Raw genomic sequence first — 22,501 nt, 5'->3', positions numbered from 1 at the left:
TCCGCATGTTCCCTGTTGTCGCGATGAAGTCATGGAAGCGGGATGTGACTAACCGCTGTTGGGCGGTTGTTTCTCCTCGAGCAGAGGCTTCTCTCGCGAGGCCCGATGTGCTTAAATAGGACCAGTTCGCAACAAGCGGTTCTGAGTAGGTGCTCCCGCTTGCGAGTCCAGCCGCCGTTCAGAGGTCATGTCCAACCCTGCGGCTAGGCTGAGAACATCAAGACATAACCCGCGCTAGCCCGCGCGAAGGAGTAGTTCCCTTGAACGAGGAAGCCAAATTCCCACATCTGTCACACTTAGACGAGAGGCGGCTGAAACTCTATAACTCCTTGCGTGAGCTAAGTCCGGAGCTTGCTGGGTTGTACTCCTCGGGAATCCGGCATCTGGTAGAAATACCCGCCCCAGGCGAGGAGCGCGCTCGAATCGCCCATATAGGGCATGCCATGCGTGAGGTCGTGAACGGCATGCCTGACGTTCTGATGGGCGGTGAGCTTCGACCGAAACGAAAGAGCTCCGCTGACTTGATTAAGCACTTGCCATACTTGGCGGCCAAGTCCCCGGGTATCGACCTTACAGTCGATGGTGGTCAGGTTCCGGTTTCGAAGCCCCTCGCCACCCAGTTTCAGGAGATTATTGAAGTCGCTACCGCAGAGGTTGGGCGTAGCCGTAGTGATGCGGCAGCACTTCTTACGGATGATGGACGAGAAGAAACGCCAGCAATTGGCCAGTGGATCACTGCTCGTGATGCTTTTGTCGCTTGGTGTCACTGGGAGCGTAAGCCAACTGCTGAGATGGATCTTCCCAGTGATGACGAGATTGAAGCGCAGATCAAAACTGTTGAAGACGTAATCAGTGCTAGAACAGCTGACTTCTTTGCCGCTCGTCAGAGAGTGGATGACCTTCTTGAGTCTGCAAATGATCAGGGCAAAACTGGAGCTTTTGCAGAACCGTCAGAAGATGATGTGAAAGTGGCATTGGCGCGAATACCCTCCTTGCAGTTGCGTCGTGTCTTTTACGGGGAGCTGCGAAACCCAAACTGGGTCCGCCCACTTTTCGTAGCTGGGGCTTTTACCGCTCCCCCTAGCCCAGAACCCGTCGAAGGAGGCATTAGGGATCCTCTTTGGCCAGAGATTAACTATCTGGAACGAGTCGCTCCGATGGCCCCAAGTGAAGTAGTCGACGTGCTGCTTACCCTGAAGAATTCCGACAACCACCTGGTCCGGCGCGCAGTTACTTCTGCTATTGCTTCTGTTCCTGCGAGCGAGGCAATCCGTGCCAAACCGTTGCTCATGGAATGGAAAAAACAAGGTTTCGGATGGCGCGTAGATGAGAGGGATCTAGTCCAGATAGCCGTCAACATGCTGACTCAGGGAGAACGAGAGGCAGGTAAGCAGTTCGCGAATGCTCTGTTCTGGCCAAGTAAGCCTTCGGAACGCCAGGATGAGGATCTTTGGACTTGGAGGAGTAAGCCCGTTCTGCATCTCAAAGAACATTGGTACTCAGAGGAGCTGCCTAAGGTCGTAGCTGCGCTTGGAGAGGACGCATTCTGGCATGTAGAGCGCTGGCTAGTCGGCTACCTCAGTGCTAGTGAGGCACTGACAAAGGATTGGGACCACTCCGACATCGGAAGCGTCTCGATAGAAGACCCAGATGACCGTCCGGATGCAAAACAGGCACTTGTGACAGCCCTGCGTGACCTTGCTGTTGACGAATTCCGGAATGAACCCAGAACGACCTGGGATCAGTTGATGAAGAGCGGCGCGAGACTACTGCGCAAGATAGCCCTCATTGCTCTAACTGACGCACTTAATACAGAAGAGAACTCTGCTGCTCGTGCAGACATGGTGGCCACTGCTACACGCGCTTTGGATGAGGCGGCGGCATGGGGATACTCATCCCGACGAGAATTTGCTCTGCTCCTCCGCGCAGTAGCTCCATTGCCAGCTGGAGCTGAAGCTGCCCTACGTAAAGCACTAGATGCAGGAGTGCGCGGCTCCAGAGAAGAGTTGTATGAGTTCCTCATTACAAGACACGGGGATCAAGATGAAGCGGATAAAGAGTTCGCCGAGGCGATGAAATCATGGAGGCATCGTCTATTAGCTGCCGCAGGTGAAGAATCCCTTCCGGAAGACTTTCGCCAAGAACTGCTCCGACTAAATGAGCAACAAGGTAAGGTCGAAGATCCTCTGGAAGACGAGACTAGGTTCAGCGCGAAAGCAGGCTTCAATCCGCTCAAGAGCAGTGTGGACCTATCGGTAATGAGTAACGAGCAGCTGCTGGATCACTTGGAAAATTGGGAGCCTACGGACTCATTCTTTGATGGGCGCTGGGATCAAGGACAACAGCTCGCCAGCCTGCTGACCACGAATCCATCGATGTTGAGCGGTGTAGCGGCTCGCATCGATCGTCTTCATCCTGTCTACCTGTCCGCCATATTGCATGGTTGGCGATCGGCGCTTAAAATCAACAGCAAGCTCAACCCTGAAGACGCCTTAGAGCTAGCTCGTGCAGTACTGAATCATGAGGACAAATCGGAATTTTCCCTTGAGAACGATGAACTTGAGGATGACCCAGACTTCAGTGGGGCAAAGTCTTCCGCTATTGATTTATTGGAAGAGCTATTGCGCGCTCACAGTAGCGAGGCATTGCTGAACAACGCGATGCTGGCGGACGTAGCGAATCTGCTAGTAGAGCATGTATGGGATGAGAACTCCTGGCGAGATTACATAGAAAACTCGCCGTCATCGAACGACGACCCTCTTCACATCTCCCTGAACTGGCGATGGCCTACGGCTTTCCGCGGACTCGTTCGCTTGCTGCTTCAGGGGGTTGACGAGCCTTGGTGGAAGTCCGTCTCTGCGACTACCTTGAGGGAGTTGGCTCGCGAGGATACGCCGGGAGCCTCGGGTGCTGTGTTGGGTGAAAGTCTCGGGCGCATCGTCTACGAACTACCAGAGTGGTTTGATAAATATCTGGCTGAGGACTTCTCATCTGAGTCTCCGCTGACTACTCAACAGCAAGTTGCTCTCTCTGCCTCTCTGTCCCACTATCGATTCCATCCAGAAGTGCTGAACAAGCTACGCCCGGCTTTTCGACGATTAATACATCACGAAGGCAAAATCATTGACGCCTGGAACCAGGCGCAGCCCACGTTGGAGCAGCTAGGGATATGGCTTATTGAGGGCATAATCCGCGACGAGCTCGATTCGGACGATGACCTTGTAAAGGAGTACTTCAGCAAGGTAGACCCGAAGGTGCGTGGACAGGCACTAGGAAGAATGGCCTTTCAGTTCAAGCACGCTAACTCGGTCTCTGACAACTTCCGTGACCGACTGGGCGCGTTATGGGATAGACGCGTCAAGCACGTACGCAGAACTCCAGAAGACGTACAGGAACTTCAAGACTTCTACTGGTTCGTAAACTGCGGGCGATTTTCCCCGGAGTGGTGGCTGCCGCGCCTCAAAGAAGCGGCAGAACTCGGTGGCTTGCGCGATTCGCAGGGTGTGATCGGCGACCAACTCCTCGAGGCCCTCCCGAACCACGCGGAAGAAGTCCTGGACGCCGTCATCGCCTTGACTCGCAGTCGAGCCGAGATGCACGACTACGACCTTCGCGAGCAAACTGCTCCAACTGTAATAGCCCGTGCGCTGGACTCGGGCGATGACGAGCTTGCGCGTCGAGCCACGGCTCTAATGAACAAGCTCGGAGCTGAGGGCCAAATTAACCTGCACAGACAGGTAGAGAGTATTCGCCAGGCAGCCCGGCGAGATTCCCAGCTGCCTGAAGCTTCCCCGGGAGGCCGTTCTGAGGCGTAGCTGGAAGGAATCTACCCGGGAAAAGGTCGCCGGGCGGTGGAGGACCTGCAACGCTGCCGCAGATAGCCTTTTCATTCAGCGTAGCGCACAGTGTCATCGGGCGGGTCTTCGGTGGAGTTATCGCGTTGTGGAGCGGAAGCTGTTATCCCCGGAGGCTCCTAGCGCCTCGAGCCCTTTCGCAAACGGCCCATCCCCCTTGGGCGACTTTATTGCTTGCGGTACACGAGAGCCAGTCAGAATTTTTGGCAGGATGAATGATGCCGAAACCGTCGCACCGACTGTCATGCCGGGGTTCGTGCCGTGTTGCTCCGGAGTGCCCTAACCACTGCGTGATCCCGGGGTGGTATTAACAAAGCAGGATGTGACTGACTGCAACACGTTGCATCCATCGCCCGACTCCGGACTCTTCTCTCACAGCACCAAATGTGCTTAAATAAGAGAAGTTCGCAATAAGCGGTTCCGAGCTGCAGCTCCCGCTTCCGCGACATGCGCTCAGCACTACACAGCTGCACAGGGTCATGTCTGTGCCTGCCGATAGGCTGATCTATGAATCACATAATCGCGCCACGCGCTGAGGAGACTACCGAACATGAGCACTACTGCGCCTGAAACAGAGGTGACCGAGACTCGCCTGAACCCTGATCAGCGGGCTGAACTGCACAAAACGATCTGGCGGATGGCCAATGATCTGCGCGGTTCGGTGGATGGCTGGGACTTCAAGCAGTATGTGCTGGGGATGCTCTTCTACCGGTATATCTCGGAGAATCTCACCGAGTACCTCAACGAGCAGGAAAGAGCTGCCGACGACGGCGACCCTGACTTCGACTACGCCCAGCTTTCCGATGAGGACGCCGAGTTCGGCCGGGAGACCACGGTTGAGGAGAAGGGCTTCTTCATCCTCCCCAGCGACCTCTTCGTCAATGTGCGCAAGCGAGCACGGACGGAGCTCGAGACGCTGAATGAGACTCTGGCCCAGGTGTTCCGCAATATCGAGGGCTCGGCTGTCGGTCACCAGTCGGAGTACGATCTCAAAGGACTCTTCGACGATCTGGACGTCAACTCCGCCAAGCTGGGCAACTCGGTGATCAAACGGAACGAGAAGCTGGTCAAGTTGCTGGACGCGATTGGAGACCTCAATCTCGGACGTTTCGCCGACAATACGATCGACGCTTTCGGCGACGCCTATGAGTACCTGATGGCGATGTACGCCTCCCAGGCAGGCAAATCCGGTGGTGAGTACTTCACCCCGCAGGAGGTCTCGGAACTGCTCGCGAAGATCACGGTGCATGGCAAAACTGCGGTGAACAAGGTCTACGACCCGGCCTGCGGCTCGGGCTCCCTGCTGCTGCAGTTCGCCAAGATCCTGGGCAAGGACAATGTCCGGCAGGGCTTCTACGGCCAGGAGATCAACCTGACGACCTACAACCTCGCTCGGATCAACATGTTCCTGCACGACATCAACTACGAGAAGTTTGATATCGCCCACGGGGACACCTTGACTGACCCGCAGCATGAGGATGATGAGCCTTTTGAGGCGATCGTCTCCAACCCGCCGTATTCCACCAAGTGGGAGGGGGACTCGAATCCTCTCCTGATTGATGACCCCAGGTTCTCGCCCGCCGGTGTGTTGGCCCCGAAGTCCAAGGCTGACCTGGCCTTCACCATGCACATCCTGTCCTGGCTGGCAGTCAACGGCACTGCGGCCATCGTCGAGTTCCCCGGCGTGCTCTACCGCGGCGGTGCTGAGGCCAAGATCCGCAAGTACCTGGTGGACAACAACTATGTGGACACCGTGATTCAGCTGCCGCAGGACCTGTTCTTCGGCACCACGATCGGCACCTGCATCATCGTGTTGAAGAAGTCGAAGAAGGACAACAGCATCCTGTTCGTGGACGCCTCAGCGGAGTTCGAACGTCAGGGCAACAAGAACAAACTGACCCCGGCTCACCGGCAGAAAATCTACGACGCTGTGGTGGCCCGGGAACAGGTCGACCACTTCACAGCTCTGGTGGAGAACAGCCAGATCGCGGAGAACGATTACAACATCGCGGTCAGTTCCTACGTGGAGGCTGAGGACACCCGCGAAGAGATTGACATCAAGGTTCTGAACGCCGAGATCGAGCAGATTGTGGCCCGGCAGGCCAAGCTGCGTCAAGAGATCGACGCCATCGTCGCCGACCTGGAGGGCGCGGAGTAATGGCTGAAGGTCCTGACAGCGAGATCCTGTTCTATCAGGGCGACGACGGCGACACCCGGGTCGAAGTCAGACTCGAGGAGGAGACGGTCTGGCTGACTCAGCAGCAGATCGCGCAGCTCTTCGGCACCACCCGCCAGAACATCGATCAGCACATCCGCAACATCTACGACGAGGATGAGCTCCCCGAGTCGGCAACTTGCAAGAAATTCTTGCAAGTTCGTCAGGAGGGAAACCGCCAGGTCAGGCGCGAACTGCCCCACTACAACCTCGACATGATCCTCTCGGTCGGCTACCGCGTGAAGTCCGCGACCGCGACCCGTTTCCGCCAGTGGGCCAGTGAACGACTCACCGAGTACATCGTCAAAGGCTTCACTATGGATGACGAGCGAATGAAAGAGCTCGGCGGCGGCCGCTACTGGCGTGAGTTGCTGGACCGCATTCGCGATATCCGCAGCAGCGAGAAAGTTCTCTACCGCCAAGTGCTGGACCTCTTCGCCACTAGTGTGGATTACAAGCCGCAGGCTCCGGAGGCTAAGGAGTTCTTCGCCAAGATTCAGAACAAGCTCCATCACGCAGCCCACGGGCACACTGCACCCGAGGTGATCCTGGAGCGCGCAGATGCCGAGAAGCCGTTTATGGGGCTGACGACGTTCAAGGGCGACAAGCCCCTGCGGGCTGATGTCATTGTGGCGAAGAACTATCTGACTGAGGACGAGCTTCGTCGGCTGAACACTGTGGTCTCGGCATACTTTGATGCCGCTGAGTTCCGCGCGATGAACCGTGAACCCACTTATATGGCGGACTGGCTAAACCACTTGGATGGTCTGCTCACTGCTATGGGTGCTGCAGTTCTGGAAGATGGTGGTTCGGTTTCCCGGCAGCAGGCGGACGATAAAGCCTATGGCGAGTACACCAAGTACCGCGCAGCTGCGAGCGAGGAGCTCACTGAGGTCGAGCGCCAGTACCTGGAGACGCTGAAACAGACCCAGAAGCGCATCGAGGGGGAGAAGAAATGAGCCGCATCGATGACCTGATCCGCGACCTCTGCCCCGACGGCGTGCCGTATCCACGGCTGGGAGAGATCGCCAACTATTCCAAAACCAAAGTGGATGCTTCTGAACTTAATGAAACGATGTTCGTTGGTGTCGATAACCTGGTCGCTAATAAAGGCGGTCGCGTCGACTCCACTTACCCGCCCAACACAGCCAGGCTCACCGCATACGAGCCAGGCGACATCCTGTTAGGCAACATTCGTCCTTAATCTGAAGAAAGTCTGGCTCAGTGATCGAAGTGGTGGTTGTAGTGGCGACGTTCTTGCCGTGCGTTTGAGCGAACCAGACCGAGGAGAGGTGAAGCCCGAGTTTCTCTACTACGTGCTGTCCTCGGACCAGTTCTTCGCCTACAACATGCAGCACACAAAAGGCGCCAAGATGCCTCGCGGAAATAAGCCTGAAATCTTGAAGTATCCAGTTCCAGTTCCACCTCTTGAGGTCCAGGGCGAGATCGTGAGGATTCTCGACAACTTCAGCGCGCTTACAGCGGAGCTGGAAGCGCGTCGCGCTCAGTACGAGTACTACCGCGACGCGCTTCTTGACGGAGCCCGCCAAGAAGGATCCGAGGTGCCCATCGGTGAATTGGGACAAGTCGTTACAGGACGGACTCCCAAGTCTTCCGAAGCCTCATTCTGGGGCAAGGAGATGGATTTCATTACACCTAGCGATATCAAGAATGGCATGAAGGAGGTCTCATCGCCCACCAGGATGTTGTCTAAACGAGGCGCAGAAAACATGAATAAAGTGATTCTTCCGGAGCGATCCATTCTGGTCACCTGCATCGGGGCGGACATGGGTAAGACCGTAATTAATGCGAATGAGTGTGCTACCAATCAGCAGATCAACTCGCTTGTTCCCGACTGCTCGAAGGTGTTGCCTGACTACGTGTTCCACGTCTTGACCGCCATGAGAGATCAGCTTCGTAAGCAAGGAGAGCGTAGCGGCGGAACCATGCCGATAATCAATAAGACGGACTTCTCTAAAATTCCTCTCCCTATCCCGCCGCTCGAAACACAGAAGCGAACGGCAGGGCAACTCGATAAGTTTGACGCCCTAGTCAATGACCTCACCTCCGGGCTCCCTGCTGAGATTTCGGCACGCCGCAAGCAGTATGAGTATTACCGGGATCGGCTGCTGACCTTCGAGGAGGCCGCGGCATGACGGCTCCGGAATCAGCGAAGCACTATGAGCCGATTGCGGTATCGGATGAATCCACCGTCGTCGCCGAATACGAAGCCCCGGCGCGGACCGCGGCGGACTACCAATCCGAGCAGCAGCTCGAGGACGCCTTCATCACTCAACTGCAGGAACAGGCTTACGAACGCCTCACCATCACCAGCGAAGCCGAACTGATCGATAACTTGCGCACCCAGCTGGAGGCGCTGAACAAGATCACCTTCACCGACGCCGAGTGGGAGCAGTTCTTCAAGACGTCGATCTCCAGTGCTAACGAAGGCATTGTGGAGAAGACCCGGCGCATCCACGAGGACTGGATCCAAGTGCTGCACCGCGAAGACGGCAGCAGCAAGAACATCTACCTCATCGACAAATCAGACATTCACAACAACCGACTGCAGGTCCTCAACCAGTACGAGGCCGAGGGCGCCTACTCCAACCGGTACGACGTCACCGTGCTGGTCAACGGTCTGCCGATGGTGCACATCGAGCTCAAGCGTCGAGGTGTGGATATCCGTGAAGCCTTCAACCAGATCAGTCGTTACCAGCGGGACAGCTTCTGGGCCGGGTCCGGGCTCTACGAATACATCCAGCTCTTCGTCATCAGCAACGGCACGTTGACCAAGTACTACTCCAACACCACCCGCGACGGGCACCTGCGCGAACAGGCGCGAAAGTCAAGGAAATCGCGGAAGCAAACCTCCAACTCCTACGCGTTCACCAGCTGGTGGGCTGACGCCAACAACAAGGCGATTACCGATCTGGTCGGCTTCACCAAAACCTTCTTCGCCAAACACACACTACTGAACATCCTCACCAAATACTGCGTGTTCGATGTGGACCAGAACCTGCTGGTGATGCGGCCCTACCAGATCGTCGCTGCTGAGAAGATTCTGCGGAAGATCGAGACCGCCACCAACTACAAGCGATACGGCACTGTGACCGCCGGCGGATACATCTGGCACACCACCGGCTCCGGGAAGACGCTGACCAGCTTCAAGGCCGCCCAATTGGCCTCGCGGCTGGAGTCGGTGGAGAAAGTGCTGTTCGTCGTCGACCGTAAAGACCTGGACTACCAGACCCAGCGAGAATACGACCGGTTCGAAAAGGGTGCGGTGGATAACACCAAGAACACCGCCCACCTGAAGAAACGAATGGAGAACCCTAGTTCTCGGATTGTGGTCACCACCATCCAGAAACTCTCCCGGTTCATCGAGCAGAACCCCAAACATCCGGTCTTCGGACAGCACATGGTGCTGATCTTTGATGAGTGCCACCGTTCGCAGTTCGGTGACATGCACACTGCTATCACCAAGAGCTTCAAGAAGTACCACCTATTCGGGTTCACAGGCACTCCGATCTTCGCGGAGAACTCCGGCTCCGGGGGCAACCCGAAGCTGAAGACCACTGAGCAAGCCTTCGGGGAGAAGCTGCACACCTACACCGTGGTCGATGCCGTCAACGACAAGAACGTACTGCCCTTCCGGATCGACTACATCAACACCATCAAGGCCAAGCCGATCGAGACTTCCTCCGAAGTTTCCAGCATCGACACCGCCTCGGCACTGTTGGATCCTCGGCGTATCAAGCTCGTGGTGGAGTACGTGCTCGATCACTTCAACCAGAAGACCAAGCGGGACGCCAGCTACACACTGAAGGACCGACGCGTGCGCGGGTTCAACTCCCTCTTCGCTGCCTCCAGCATCGACGCTGCTAAGCGGTACTACAACGCATTCGGCAAAGCGCAGCTAGAACGTGCAGCGCAGAACCCCGGCTATGAGCCGCTGAAGATCGGCATCATCTACAGCTTTGCGCCGAACGAGGAACTCGCTGACGGAATCTTGGCCGAGGAAGGCTTCGACCCTAACGAACTCGACGGCGACTCCCGTGGCTTCCTGGAGGATGCCATCCAGGACTACAACGACATGTTCTCCACCAGCTGGGACACCAGTGCTGAAGGTTTCCAGGGGTACTACAAGGACCTTTCCGCCAAGCTGAAAAACCGCGAACTGGACATGGCGATCGTAGTGAACATGTTCCTCACCGGCTTCGACGCCACCACACTGAACACTTTGTGGGTGGACAAGAACCTGCGCTACCACGGGCTGATTCAGGCTTACTCGCGGACCAACCGGATTCTGAACTCGGTGAAGACCTACGGGAACATCGTCAGCTTCCGCGACCTCAAAGACGAAACCGATGACGCACTGGCGTTGTTCGGGAACAAAGATGCCGGCGGCGTGGTGCTGCTGCGTCCCTACGCCGAGTACCTGCAGGAATATGAACAGTTGCTGGCTGAACTGCGCGAGAAATACCCCGCCGGGCAACTGGTGGAGGGCGAGGACACCCAGAAGGACTACATCAATCTCCACGGCAACCTGCTGCGGCTGCGCAATATCCTCACCAGCTTTGATGAGTTCGCTGAGGATGACTCGCTGACCGACGGTGAGCTGCAAGAGCGGCAGAGCATCTACCTGGACCTGTACCAGGAGCACCGGACCCAGGATGCCGCCGAGAAGACTCAGATCCATGAGGATGTGGTCTTCGAGATCGAACTTGCCCGGCAGGACGAGGTCAACGTCGACTACATCCTCATGCTGGTCGAGAAGTACCGAGAGGATGGTAAGGGCGAGGACAAAGAGCTGCGCGCCAGTATCGACCGGGCCGTCGACGCCAGTCCCACCCTACGGAACAAGAAAGACCTCATCGAGCAGTTCGTCGACAAGGTCTCCATCACAGGACCCATCGATGAAGCCTGGCGCGAATACATCGAGCAGAAGCGCACCGAGGAGCTTCAGGCGCTGATCGCCGAGGAGAATCTCAAGCCCGAAGAGACTGAAGCGCTCATCGCTGACGCCTTCCGCGACGGCACCGTGCCCACTGTGGGCACCCGGATCAACAAGCTCTTCGCCCAGCGCTCCTCACGGTTCTCCCGCGCCAACATGCACGGCGCAAAGAAACGTGTGGTCATAGAAAAGCTGAACACGTTCTTCGACAGGTTCAAAGGTCTGGGGGAGTAGCACTATGGCTAATGAACTCCATGAAGGTAAGCCTCGAATCGGGTGGCTCTTCGATGGCAATCCTGACACGGCCGATATCGCGGTGATGCTAGAAGATACGGGGAAGGCTATTCAGCTAACAGTGCCCCTGCAGGGGATGACTGCGTCGAGGGACGTTTATCGGCGATGGTGGTCAGCAGGAATCAGCTTCGGAGACGACCCAGACAAGACCAAGTATGACTACAAGCCTCCCCGTGTCCTCATGATGGATGACAACCTTGGCCCTGTAGTTCTCGTTGGGTGCCGAGCAACTGGGTATAGCCAGAGCCTGAGTAGCGGCAACGGACAGATCGTTGCGAACTATGCGGTACTCGGCGGAAGGATTCCGAACTACGAGCGAATTCATGGCATGAGGACAGAGGTCACGGCTTGGAATGTATGGACAGGGCTTAGCGCGATGAAAGTTGAGCCAAGGTTGAATGGAAGCCGAGTTGAATCTGTAAAAATGACACTCGAGGGCAGTGAAGAGATTAATCTATCACGCAGCCTGAATCTTAAAATGAAGTCACGATGGAGAACAAATAAGAGTCGCGGAAAGTTTAAGGCCGATGAGGGTGTACATATCATTACGCAAGTGACTCGTGCTCGCGAGTGGGAGGAGCACTTGAAACTTCATGGAGCCTTGGTTGATCTTGTGGCTATCTCCGCATGGCGCAAGTTTGGCTTCTCGTCGATTGAAGTTTGCCGGGCAGATGACCCAGAGCGGGTTATGAGTGGTCGGTCAATCCATGAGCGCTGGTCACCAGTGGCCACACACAAGATTATTCGAGACGAGTATTCGTGGAAGAAGGATCCGAGGTTTCTGTTCCCATACTCGGAGGTTGGTTCACACGGCATTGGGCGCTGGCTGAAGCTAAGACAGCACTATGGATTAGCCACGGGACCCATGCTGGGCATACTGCGATCAGACAATCCATGGAGCAATTCCAGTGTTGTGCAAAGTGGGATAGCGCTAGAGAATCTTGCGTACCTCATTGATACTTTGAAGAACGGAGGCGCGCACTTGGATGGTCGAAAGCAGATGAAATTCAATACAGGTCTCGATGTAATCCTTCAGGACATGGATGGTGTCCCGCTAGATGATGTAGAGGGATGGAAGACGCGTGCTAATGCAACTTACATGGGTCTTAAGCACCCAGACCGTCCTACACCTGACTCTCTCGTGCTTCTCAACACCCTGCGAGAGAACCTGCTTGTTTTACGTTTTTGGGTTGCGCAGCAAATTGGCGTTAAAGGTTCTACTTTGAAGGATAGGCTTGGCGATGACCCCCTCGCGCATGCTTTCGAACTTATCGACTGACAGTCAGACAGTAGCGACGTCTCGTCAGACATTTCGCTGCACTGAGCGCACCGGCTGCTTCGGCGGCGTGGTGCGCTGAATGGTCGGGATGCTGCCGGTGACTCACCCCGTCTGTGCGGGGTCCCTTGTCCCACTGGATGCGGTTCGGTGCGGGTGTCTGGTCCGCGCGCTGTCCGGGCTGCGGCGAAGTGTTGTTTATTCCACACGACTCCTAAGCGGGTGCAGAAACCAGTGTTGTGACCCCTGTTGGTGACCGTCGCGTCGGGCGTCGTATCGGTCCAGGTCAGAGCGAAAAGACACTTGATCGTTTGGGTGTTCCGAGCTATCTTCAGGACACCGCGGCCCGCATCCCAGGCCTAATTGGCCCGGATTTCCGCGGTTCTACGCCAATCTCTAACCGAATACAGGAGGTCGCTCTATGCCGACTGCGACCCCAAATCCATCCGGTGATGCCGCAGCAACTGCGGCGGCTCCTCGCGCCCCGACAGGCAGGGCAGTCATCTACCTGCGAGTTTCTACGATGCGACAGGCCACCAAAGGCGGTGAGGCCGAGGGCTACTCCATCCCAGCTCAGCGTGCCGCCTGTCACCAGAAGGCTAAGGACCTCGACCTCGAGATTGTCGGCGAATACGTCGACCGGGGACAGTCCGCTCGTTCTGCTGACCGTCCGGAACTCCATGCCATGCTCTCGCGCATCAAACAAGGCGACATCTCCACCCTAATCGTCCATAAATCGGACCGGTTAGCCCGGTCCCTGGAAGACCATGTCGCTATCGTCTCCTCGCTGAAGAAGAAGGGCGTAGCCCTGGTTTCCTGTATGGAGGTCATGGATGCGGAGACGCCCTCGGGCATCTTGACCCAGGGGATTATGGCAGCGTTCAACGAGTTCTACTCCTCGAACCTCTCGTTTGAAGCCAAGAAAGGCATGCGACAGAAAGCTCAGAACGGCGGCACCCCAGGAAAGGTCCCAGTTGGGTATCTGAACATCACCAGCAACCAGGGCGGCAAAGACATCCGAACCGTGGTCGTGGACGACGAACGCGCCCCGCATATCACCTGGGCGTTTCAGGCCTACAGCAGCGGCCAGTACAGCATCGCCCAGATCACCACCGAATTGAAGAAGCGCGGGATGACCAGCCGCCCAACTGCGAAGAACAGCGGCAAACCACTGAGCAACGCCCAGGTCCACCGGCTGCTGCACAACAAGTACTACCGCGGCATCGTCACCTACGACGGGGTCGACTACCCCGGCAAACACGCCCCGCTGGTGGATGCGGTGACCTTCCAGAGGGTCCAGGAACTGCTGGAGTACCGACGGATCAACGGTGACCGGTCCTGGCGGCACAAGCATCACCTGAAGGGCATCACCTACTGCGGACGCTGCGGCTCCAAGATGGGCTACGGACCATCCAGAGGAAAAACCGGTGCCACTTACGAATACTTCTTCTGCCTGGGCCGTCACACTGGACGCAAGTCCTGCGACCTGCCATATCTGCTGGTGGAGGATCTGGAGAAACACGTTGAGCGCATCTGGGAAGCACTGCGCTACCCGGATGGGTTCATCTCTGAGGTTCGGGCCATGACGCACCAGATGCTCGAAGACCAGTTAGCTGATACTACCCACCTGAAGCGCGAACAGGCGCGACGTCTCAAAGACCTCGAAACCAAGAAGCAGCGCCTCTACGACGCTTATCTAGAAGCCGCCATTCCCGTCGCTGAGCTGAAGAAGCGCCAGGAGCAGATCGAGGTTGAAATCGTCAACGCCCAAGCCCTGCTCCAGGACGCACAGAACACCGGCGAGGACGCCCACCAGCGACTCGATACCGTACTGGATCTACTGGATAACGCCGTCGAGCTCTACCGGGCAGCTGATGATACCGCTAAGCACGCCCTGATGCAGGCAATGTTCGAGCGGATTGACATCAACATCCACGACGAAGACTCCGACGACTCTGGTTCCACCGAAGCGCATATCGCTGATATCCCAGCCGTCATCGGGCAGACCGTCCAGACCTGCCGCCAGACTGGAGGCGCCCCTGTGGCCTTTCCTGGTCGCAACGCCGCCTCACGCGCGCCTGGTCGCCTCCATGCCCATTCCGGCGCGCAAAGCCCCGGAAACGGCCCGACGCGCGCCCACGCGCCGGGCTCCCGCAAAGGCCGCCACCCCGGCGGCCTGGCACTCAACGAAAGAACCCCCGCCACGATTTCTCTCGGCAAGGGTTCTAACGTCGAACATTTGGCGGAGGCGGGGGGATTTGAACCCCCGATCCCCGGTTAAGAGGATCCTTCATTAGCAGTGAAGTCCGTTCGGCCGCTCCGGCACGCCTCCTGGTCACGTCGAGTGCGGAATCCGCTCAAGACGCGCCTATCCAGCGTACCGGCACCGGGACAGCAGGGCAAAGTGGCGGTGACCAGCCGGTAGTGTGGAGCAGGTGAATCAGCAGGAGTACACCATCGCTGTGATCGGGGCCGGACCTCGTGGCACCGGCTTCCTGGAGCGGCTGCTCGCCCAGGTAGAGCACAGCAGCCCCGACCAGTGGCGACCACTGCGAGTCAGCGTGTTCGACCCCGCGCCCCACGGTCCCGGCCGGGTCTGGCATCCCGAACAGTCCCAGCTCTACCTGATGAACACCCCGGCCAGCTACCCCACCGCCGCGCCTGCCGGGGACACCCAGAACCAGCTGCCGGCCTCATCCTGCTCGTTGAGCTTCCTGGACTACTGTCGTGCCAACGGGCTGAATGACGACGCCGCTGCCTACCCGGCTCGCGCCGCCTACGGCACCTACCTCGCCTGGCTCAGCAAGCAGGTATCAGCCCATCTGCACGGCCGTGCCGTGGCAGTGGAGCATATCAGCAGTGAGGTCACCCACCTCACCCGCCAAGAGGGGAACTATCTGCTCAGTGCCGCCGGCCGCCAATACCGCGCCGATGCGGTGGTCCTCGCCCTGGGGCACCTGGAGGCCGAGCAAGGGGCCGGGCCCTCCCATCTGGCGGCCCAGGCCCATCGGCTCAACCTCCACTACCAGCCCCCGGCCATTCCCACCGATGTGGACTATGAAGGGTTCGGCGCAGGGGAACGGGTGCTGGTTCGCGGCATGGGGCTGAACTTCTTCGACCTGATGATCCAGGTCACCGCCGGCCGGGGCGGCCGCTTCCGGCTTAACCCTGAGGCAGCTCCCGGACAGCGGCTCACCTACACCGCTTCCGGGCAGGAGCCCCACCTGATCGCTGGTTCCCGTCGCGGCACACCCTACCGGGCCAAGACAGTGGCCCCCGGATTCGTACCTGAGGGCATTGAGCTGCAGTACCTGACCGATCACGCTGTGGAGGCACTGCTTGAGACCTATGGGGAGCTGGACTTCACCGAGCACCTCTGGCCGCTGATCCAGCAGGACCTCACTGCCACCTACGCCCAGTTCGGCGGACAGGGCGAATTCGACATCCAGGCATACGCACGCCCCTTCGAAGGTCAGCACTGGGCAAGCCCCCAGTGGTACCAGCAGACTATGACTCAGTGGCTGAGAGACGACGCCGCGGCGGCAGCCGCCGGCACCGGTTCACCGGAGAAGATGGCCGTCAACGCACTGCATGCCGCCAGGCTGAAGGTCAAACACCTGGTCACCGAACATCTGATCCGCCCGGAGTCCCGGCTGCGGGATGTGGAAGGCTGGTTCGAAGCCCTGGTGGAGGGTTTGGCCTCCGGTCCGCCGCTGCAGCGGATCGAGGAGCTGGCAGCTGTGGCCAGGGCCGGCGTCGTCGAGTTCCTGGGCCCGGAACCGGTCTACGGGGTCGACGGAACGCAGAAGAGCTTCATTGCCGACTCTGCCGCAGTCCAGGGCGTCCGCTACTCCGCCGAGCACATGATCGAGGCGATGATGCCGCCCAACCGGATCACCCAGGCCACCTCCCCGCTGGTCCGCGGTCTGCTCCAGGGAGACCTGGGCTTCCCGGCGGCGCTGGAGGCAGGCGGAGAGATCCACGTCCACAAAGGCTTCAGCGTGACCGACCAACCGCACCGGCTGATCCACCGCGACGGTGCTGCCGGACAGATCTATGTGCTGGGACTGCAACTCTCCTCAGCCCAGTGGGGCACTGCTATTGCAGCCGAGGCCGGAGGCGACCCTCGGGCCACAGCCCGCGCCCTGGCTGACGCCCACACCGCAGCGGAGGCAATCCTGAAGCAGGCGGCAGCAGACTGAGCCGGCTTGTGCTCAGCCCAGCACCTTCCCCGGGTTGAGCAGCCCGGCGGGATCCAGAGCAGCCTTCACCGCCCGCATAGCCTCCAGCGCAGTGGCATGCTCAGTGCGCATCGGCCCGATTTTGCCGATCCCCACACCATGCTCACCGGTGCAGGTTCCGCCCATTGCCAGGGCGCGGTCCACCAGCCGGGCGTTGATCTCCTTGGCTTTTGTCGCAGCCGCGTCATCACCGGGCGGAAGCAGCATCGCCAGGTGGAAGTTGCCGTCGCCCACATGTCCCACAATCGGGGCCAGCAGGTCCACCGACTCCAAATCCGCCTTAGTCTGCAGAATGCATTCGGGCAGCTTAGAGATCGGCACACAGACATCAGTGGCCAGGGGTGCCGCCCCCGGTATCAGCGCCACTGTTGCAGGCAGCACATCGTGACGGGCCTGCCAAAGCTGCTGGCACTCATCCGGTTCAGTGGCCTGCAGGTGTTCGGCGGCGTCGTAGTGTGCCGCCAATTCCGCAAACTGGGCGTACTGGGCCTCCACCTCGGCCGCAGACCCTGAGAACTCCACCATCAGGGTCTCGGTGACTGGAGCGGTGTAGCCGTTGTACTTCCGCAGTGCATCCACGGTCAGATCGTCCAGCAGCTCCACCCGGGTCAGCCGCAGACTGGAGCGCAGTGCGGCCACCACCAGCTCCACCGCGTTCTGCAGCGAGGGCAGCGACCAGACTCCGGACTTGTTGGCCTCAGGCACCGGGTGCAGAGTCACTGTGGCCTCGGTGATCACCCCCAGAGTGCCCTCCGAACCCACGAACAGATGGGTGAGATCGTAGCCGGAGGAGCTCTTCTTGGCGGTGGACCCGGTGCGGATTACCGAACCATCGGCTAGCACCACGGTCAGGGCCAGCACGTTCTCCTTCAGCGTGCCGTAGCGTACCGCCATGGTGCCGCTGGCTGAGGTGGCCGCCATACCGCCCACACTGGCATCCACTCCCGGCCCGGCAGGGAACTGTAGGCGGTGCGCAGCCAGTGCCGCATTGAGCTGGGACTTCATCACCCCAGCCTCGACAGTGGCATAGAGATCATCAGCGGCGATGTGCAGGATCTGCGTCATCGCCGAGAGATCCAGGCAGATACTGTCCGCTGAGGTGTTCGCTCCGCCCTCCAGGCCGGTGCCCGAGCCGCGAGGGACCACCGGCACCTTGTGTTCGTGGCAGATCCGCATGGTCTCTGCGACCTCCTGGGTGCTGCGTGGCTGCACCACCGCAAGCGGGGGCTGCCAGGAGTGGTAGGAGCGGTCATGGGCCTTGGCTTCCAGCAGGCCTGGATCAGCGGAGACTCTGCCTGCGCCAAGGGCTGTGGTGAGTTCCTTGAGCACGGCTGGGGCGGGGGAAACAGACATGGGGATTAGCCTTTCACGCGCCGGATGGTCAGGGTCTGACTGAGTGTGCCCAGCGGCCCGTGCTCATCGTGGAGCACAGTATGGGTGAGTCCGACGCCGCCGGGTCCGGCTGACTGGGTGACGTCCAGTCCCACCCACTTTCCCTTGGGATGCCGGAACAGTGAGACGGTGGAGTCCACATTCGGGTAGGCCGCCTTGCTGTGGTCTATGGCGGCGGCGGCCCCATTGGCCACATCGATGAGCCCGATATAGTCAGCCAGAGCGCTGGTCTCCTCACCGGCTACCAGCTTTGCCGTGCTGCGCGCCCACGCTTGGGCTCGGCCGGGATTGATCTTCCTGTGGCGGGACTCCGGCAGGGTGCGGATGAACCCGCCGGGCCACTGATGGTCAGGATTCCAGAGCTCCATGGTCTCGGGGGCAGGCATCGTAGGCAGCGCGGAGATCTCCATGTCGTGGGTGTCAGAGGCTGCCAGGGCCCAGGCTCGCAGCACTGCCACAGTCCGGCCGGCATGGCTCAGGGTCGCTTCGCTGAGCTCAATGGTCCGCCCTGGGCGCAGCACCGAGGAGGCGACCTCCACCTCAGCAATGGGCACCACGCCGTAGATGTCGAAGCACAGCCGGGACAGGCTCAGCCGGCTGCCGGGACCGGCCTGGGTGTGTTCTGATCGTTCCAGGGCATGGACCAGCAGGCCCAGGGAGGGGGCAATGTGCTGCTCGGCGGGGTCCCAGGCACCACCAGTAGCTTCCGTGGCCAGGTATCGGCCGCTGCCGAGGGCAGTGAAGTAGGCAGACGGCGTCGTACTGGCAACTGTCATTCTTGACCCCTCCATGGCGGCGATGAGTGCTCTGAGTCACAACAAAACTATCAGGAAAGTCACCCGTTACTAACCGAACGGTCAGTAAGTCTGCTAAAGTACTCCAACGTGAGTTGAATCACCCCGCTCTGTGTGGCCCCTCACGTGGGCTGCGCCACGTCATTGAAGTGTCACAAGTGTCAATGGAGGCACAATGAGCCAGCAGGCATATCTCAGCAAAGAGGGTCATGAGCTGACTCGCGAGGAGAAGAAAGTCCTTGCGGGAACGCTGGTCGGCACCACTATCGAGTGGTACGACTTTTTCATCTACGCGCAGGCGGCCGGGTTCGTCCTGGCGGTGCTGTACTTCGAGCCGCTCGGGCAGGAGAACGCCGCACTGGCACAGCTGGTTGCCTGGGCCTCGATCGGGATCTCCTTCCTCTTCCGCCCGCTGGGAGCCATCCTGGCCGGCTATATCGGCGACAGATTCGGCCGCAAGCTGGTGCTAGTCATCACCCTGATGGGTATGGGCGGTGCCACCGTGCTGATCGGCCTGCTGCCCACCTATGCCGCCTGGGGCATGGCCGCCCCCATCCTGCTGATTGTGCTGCGCGTGCTGCAGGGGCTCTCCGCCGGCGGCGAATGGGGCGGTGCCGCCCTGCTCTCCGTGGAGCACGCCCCCCGACATAAGCGCGGGCTGTTCGGCATGTACCCGCAGATCGGTGTGCCGCTGGGTATGCTGATGGCCACCCTGTTCATGTTTGGGCTCAATGCGGTGCTCGATGACGAGCAGTTCCTGGATTGGGGCTGGCGTGTGCCGTTCCTGTTCTCCTTCGTGCTGATCATCGTGGGCTACCTGATCCGCCTGAAGGTGGAGGAGTCCCCGGTGTTCACTGAGATGAAGGATCGGAAGAAGGAGTCCTCCGCCCCGCTGAAGGAACTGGTCACCACCCACAAGAAGTACACCTTCCTGGCCGCCCTGATCTTTGCGGCCAATAATGCCGCCGGCTACCTGGTGATCGCGTTCTTCGCCTCCTACGGGGCCTCCACTCTGGGCATGTCACGTACAGAGACTCTGATCGCCTCGCTGATCGGAGGCGTGGGCTGGTTCATCTTCACCATGCTCGGGGGCTGGATCTCCGACCGGATCGGGCGTGTGCGGACCTTCCAGATCGGGTATGCGATCATCATCATCTGGGCAGTGCCCATGTGGTTCCTGCTGGATACCGCGTCACTGCCGCTGTTCGCCTTGGCGATCTTCATCCTGACGATCGGGCTGGGGCCCTCCTACGGTCCGCAGTCGGCGCTCTATGCTGAGATGTTCCCGGTCTCGATCAGATTCTCCGGGGTCTCGATCGGCTACGCCTTCGGTTCGATCATCGGGGGTGCCTTCGCGGCCACCATCGCTCAGGCGATCCTGGACACCACCGGCCAGTCCTGGCTGATCGGCGTCTACATCGGCTGCCTGGCGATTGTCTCCTTCATCGCTGTCTCCCTGGTGCCGAAGAACCTCCAGGGCATCAACCTGCACGATGACAGCGACCGTGAGGCGCTGCAGGTCGGCTCGGTGCTGAAGACCAAGTAGAGCTTCGACTCCACCCAGCAAAGCGGCGGGTTCCTCCGGACCGGGGAGCCCGCCGCCGCATTTTCAGCCCCGGCGGCGGCGCTAAGCTGAACAGCACAGCCCATTCACCGTGAGAGGCGGACGAGGATGCGAGTCATCACCATCGGCAAACACTACCCTCAGCTGCAGGAGACCATCCGGGAGGCCGGAGCGGAGCCGGTCTCCGACCCGGCCCGGGCCGAGGGGGTCGTGGTCAGCTACCGCGGACGGGCTCAGGAGCTGGCGGACATCCTTCAGAAGGCTCCGGCAATGCGATGGGTCCAGCTGCCCAGCGCCGGGATTGAGGCCTTCGCCGAGCCGCTGAAGACCTACCCGGAGCTGCTGTGGACCAGCGCCAAGGGCGCCTATGCCCTGCCGGTTGCCGAACATGCCTTGACCCTGACCCTGGCCCTGCTGCGCGAGCTTCCCACCCGGGTGCGGGCCCGTAGCTGGGCGCCGGCCACCGGGACCTCTCTGCACGGGCTGAAGGTCCTGGTGGTGGGTGCTGGTGGAGTGGGGCTGGAGATTCTCCGGCTCATGAAGTGCTTCGACACCCGGGTGACCGTGGTGCGCAGGCTCGCCGAGCCGGTGCCGCAGGCAGATGCCACCGTCATCCTTGAGGACCTAGACCGGCACCTGCCGGAGACCGATGTGGTGGTGCTGGCCGCAGCCCTCACCCCAGATACCCGGCAGCTGATCAGCAAGCACCGGCTGAGCCTGCTGCCCAAGACCGCACTGTTGGTCAATGTGGGACGAGGCGGTCTGGTGGACACTGCTGCGCTGGTGACGGCCCTGCAGGAGGAACGGTTGGCCGGGGCGGGCCTGGATGTCACCGATCCGGAGCCGCTGCCGGAGGGGCACCCGCTGTGGCAGGAGCCCCGGGCACTGATCACCCCGCATGCCGCCGACACCCTGGAGATGATCATGCCCCTGTTCGCCGAGCGGGTGGGCCGGAACATCAACCGGATCCGTGCCGGGGAGGTTCCAGAGGGAGTGGTGGACGCCGCGGCCGGCTACTGAGCCTGCGCATACCGGGCTCGGCAGAACTCGCGCAGCCTCCTAGCCAGCGCCTCCAGCGTCCCGGCGGCATGATGGCGGGCTCTCCACGCGGCAAAGAGGCGGATCTGCAGCGGCGCTTCCTGGTGCAGAATTCGCACCGGGCGCAGATCGTAGCGGGGGTCATCGGTGAGGATCGCCGCCCCTCGACGAGCTGCGGCCAGGGCATGGGCCACCTCGCTGTGCTTGGTCTCCAACACCGCCTCGGACTGCAGTCCGGCCTCCTCCAGGGCAGCCTCCAGTACTCGGCGGGCCTTGAACCCGCCGGTGGGCAGAATCAGGGTCTCCTCGGCGAGCCAGGTGAGGGGGACGGCGTCGTACTCTGCCCAAGGGTGCTCAGCGGGCACATAAGCCCATACCGGCAGGTCCATCAGGTGCAGGGTGGCCACGGAGTCCGGCCAGCGCACCGGGGCCACCACCATGTCGAACTCGGACAGCGCACTGGTGACCTCCAGATCAATGGAGAGTTCAGAGACCGAGGGCACCGGGTCCGCCGGCTGAAACGTGGCGACAAAGGGAGCCACCACATCGGTCAGTGTGGTGTTCGGGGCGCCCAGCGAGATCCGCGGCATCCGCCCCTGGGCCAGCTGCGCGGCGTACTCGGCGACCTCATGGTGGTGCTGCAGCAGGTCCTGGGCGGTGGTGTAGAACTCCCGGCCCTCCGTGGTCAGCTGCAGCCGCCCGTGCCCACGGTGGAACAGGGCCAGTCCCAGGCTGTGCTCCAGCTGCCTCAGCTGTCGGGAGAGCGAGGGCTGGGTGATGTGCAGCTGCTGCGCTGCCGCGGATACCGTGCCGGCCGCCACCACGGTGGTGAAGTAGCGCAGCAGACGAGTCTCCATGCCTGTAAAGCATACCTGT

The 22,501-nt window shown here is 60.0% G+C and carries 14 protein-coding genes and 1 tRNA gene; 11 read left to right on the top strand and 4 right to left on the bottom strand.

Annotated features, from left to right (window positions below):
* Positions 1–260: 260 nt before the first annotated feature.
* The 8 genes from F0311_RS12490 (at position 261) to F0311_RS12460 (ending at position 14,877) form a co-directional block, all read left to right on the top strand.
* Positions 261–3,815 carry a hypothetical protein gene (locus F0311_RS12490; RefSeq protein ID WP_150462253.1) on the top strand — a complete coding sequence of 1,185 codons (3,555 nt, stop codon included), beginning with the start codon at positions 261–263 and terminating at the stop codon, positions 3,813–3,815.
* A 589-nt stretch (positions 3,816–4,404) separates the two neighbouring features.
* On the top strand, positions 4,405–6,012 hold the full coding sequence (locus F0311_RS12485) for a type I restriction-modification system subunit M (RefSeq protein WP_150462252.1): 1,608 nt from the start codon (positions 4,405–4,407) through the stop codon (positions 6,010–6,012).
* Positions 6,012–7,028 (top strand): virulence RhuM family protein, encoded by a 1,017-nt coding sequence (locus F0311_RS12480; protein WP_150462251.1) that lies wholly within the window; start codon positions 6,012–6,014, stop codon positions 7,026–7,028. The genes F0311_RS12485 and F0311_RS12480 overlap by 1 nt, the downstream gene beginning before the upstream one ends.
* Positions 7,025–7,273, top strand: a complete 249-nt coding sequence (locus tag F0311_RS18550) for a hypothetical protein (protein ID WP_223881316.1) — start codon at positions 7,025–7,027, stop codon at positions 7,271–7,273. Before F0311_RS12480 ends, F0311_RS18550 begins: the two co-directional genes overlap by 4 nt.
* A gap of 88 nt (positions 7,274–7,361) precedes the next feature.
* Entirely contained in the window at positions 7,362–8,225 is an 864-nt protein-coding gene (locus F0311_RS12475; protein WP_223881315.1) for a restriction endonuclease subunit S, read from the top strand.
* On the top strand, positions 8,222–11,260 hold the full coding sequence (locus tag F0311_RS12470; protein ID WP_150462250.1) for a type I restriction endonuclease subunit R: 3,039 nt from the start codon (positions 8,222–8,224) through the stop codon (positions 11,258–11,260). Before F0311_RS12475 ends, F0311_RS12470 begins: the two co-directional genes overlap by 4 nt.
* A gap of 4 nt (positions 11,261–11,264) precedes the next feature.
* Positions 11,265–12,599, top strand: coding sequence for an ApeA N-terminal domain 1-containing protein (locus F0311_RS12465; RefSeq protein WP_150462249.1), 1,335 nt, complete (start codon positions 11,265–11,267; stop codon positions 12,597–12,599).
* Positions 12,600–13,017: 418 nt separating this feature from the next.
* The gene (locus F0311_RS12460) at positions 13,018–14,877 is read left to right on the top strand and encodes a recombinase family protein (protein WP_150462248.1); all 1,860 of its coding nucleotides are present in this window, start codon (positions 13,018–13,020) and stop codon (positions 14,875–14,877) included.
* On the opposite strand, the gene F0311_RS12455 is transcribed toward F0311_RS12460, so the two are convergent.
* Positions 14,837–14,928, bottom strand: a tRNA-Ser gene (locus F0311_RS12455). The two genes, F0311_RS12460 and F0311_RS12455, sit on opposite strands and share 41 nt — an antisense overlap.
* Positions 14,929–15,031: 103 nt before the next feature.
* On the opposite strand from F0311_RS12455, the gene F0311_RS12450 reads away from it, so the two are divergent.
* Positions 15,032–16,798, top strand: coding sequence for an FAD/NAD(P)-binding protein (locus F0311_RS12450; protein WP_223881314.1), 1,767 nt, complete (start codon positions 15,032–15,034; stop codon positions 16,796–16,798).
* Positions 16,799–16,810: 12 nt separating this feature from the next.
* Here the strand turns inward: F0311_RS12450 and F0311_RS12445 are convergent, their stop codons facing one another.
* Positions 16,811–18,190, bottom strand: coding sequence for an FAD-binding oxidoreductase (locus F0311_RS12445; protein ID WP_150462246.1), 1,380 nt, complete (start codon positions 18,188–18,190; stop codon positions 16,811–16,813).
* Between the two features lie 5 nt (positions 18,191–18,195).
* On the bottom strand, positions 18,196–19,005 hold the full coding sequence (locus tag F0311_RS12440) for a thioesterase family protein (protein WP_150462245.1): 810 nt from the start codon (positions 19,003–19,005) through the stop codon (positions 18,196–18,198).
* 193 nt (positions 19,006–19,198) lie between these two features.
* On the opposite strand from F0311_RS12440, the gene F0311_RS12435 reads away from it, so the two are divergent.
* Both F0311_RS12435 and F0311_RS12430 read left to right on the top strand, forming a co-directional pair.
* Complete coding sequence (locus tag F0311_RS12435) at positions 19,199–20,569, top strand: MFS transporter (RefSeq protein WP_150462244.1); 1,371 nt, start codon at positions 19,199–19,201, stop codon at positions 20,567–20,569.
* Positions 20,570–20,695: 126 nt separating this feature from the next.
* Positions 20,696–21,607: an NAD(P)-dependent oxidoreductase gene (locus tag F0311_RS12430; protein WP_150462243.1), complete on the top strand. Its 912-nt coding sequence runs from the start codon at positions 20,696–20,698 to the stop codon at positions 21,605–21,607.
* Here F0311_RS12430 and F0311_RS12425 read toward each other — a convergent pair.
* Positions 21,601–22,482 (bottom strand): LysR family transcriptional regulator, encoded by an 882-nt coding sequence (locus F0311_RS12425; protein WP_150462242.1) that lies wholly within the window; start codon positions 22,480–22,482, stop codon positions 21,601–21,603. The genes F0311_RS12430 and F0311_RS12425 overlap by 7 nt on opposite strands.
* Positions 22,483–22,501: the final 19 nt, after the last annotated feature.

It is taken from the genome of Nesterenkonia ebinurensis (genome assembly GCF_008711175.1).
Taxonomy (GTDB): Bacteria; Actinomycetota; Actinomycetes; order Actinomycetales; family Micrococcaceae; genus Nesterenkonia; species Nesterenkonia ebinurensis.
The sequence above is the reverse complement of the archived record's forward strand: the minus strand, read 5'-3'. Positions and strand labels throughout refer to the sequence as shown.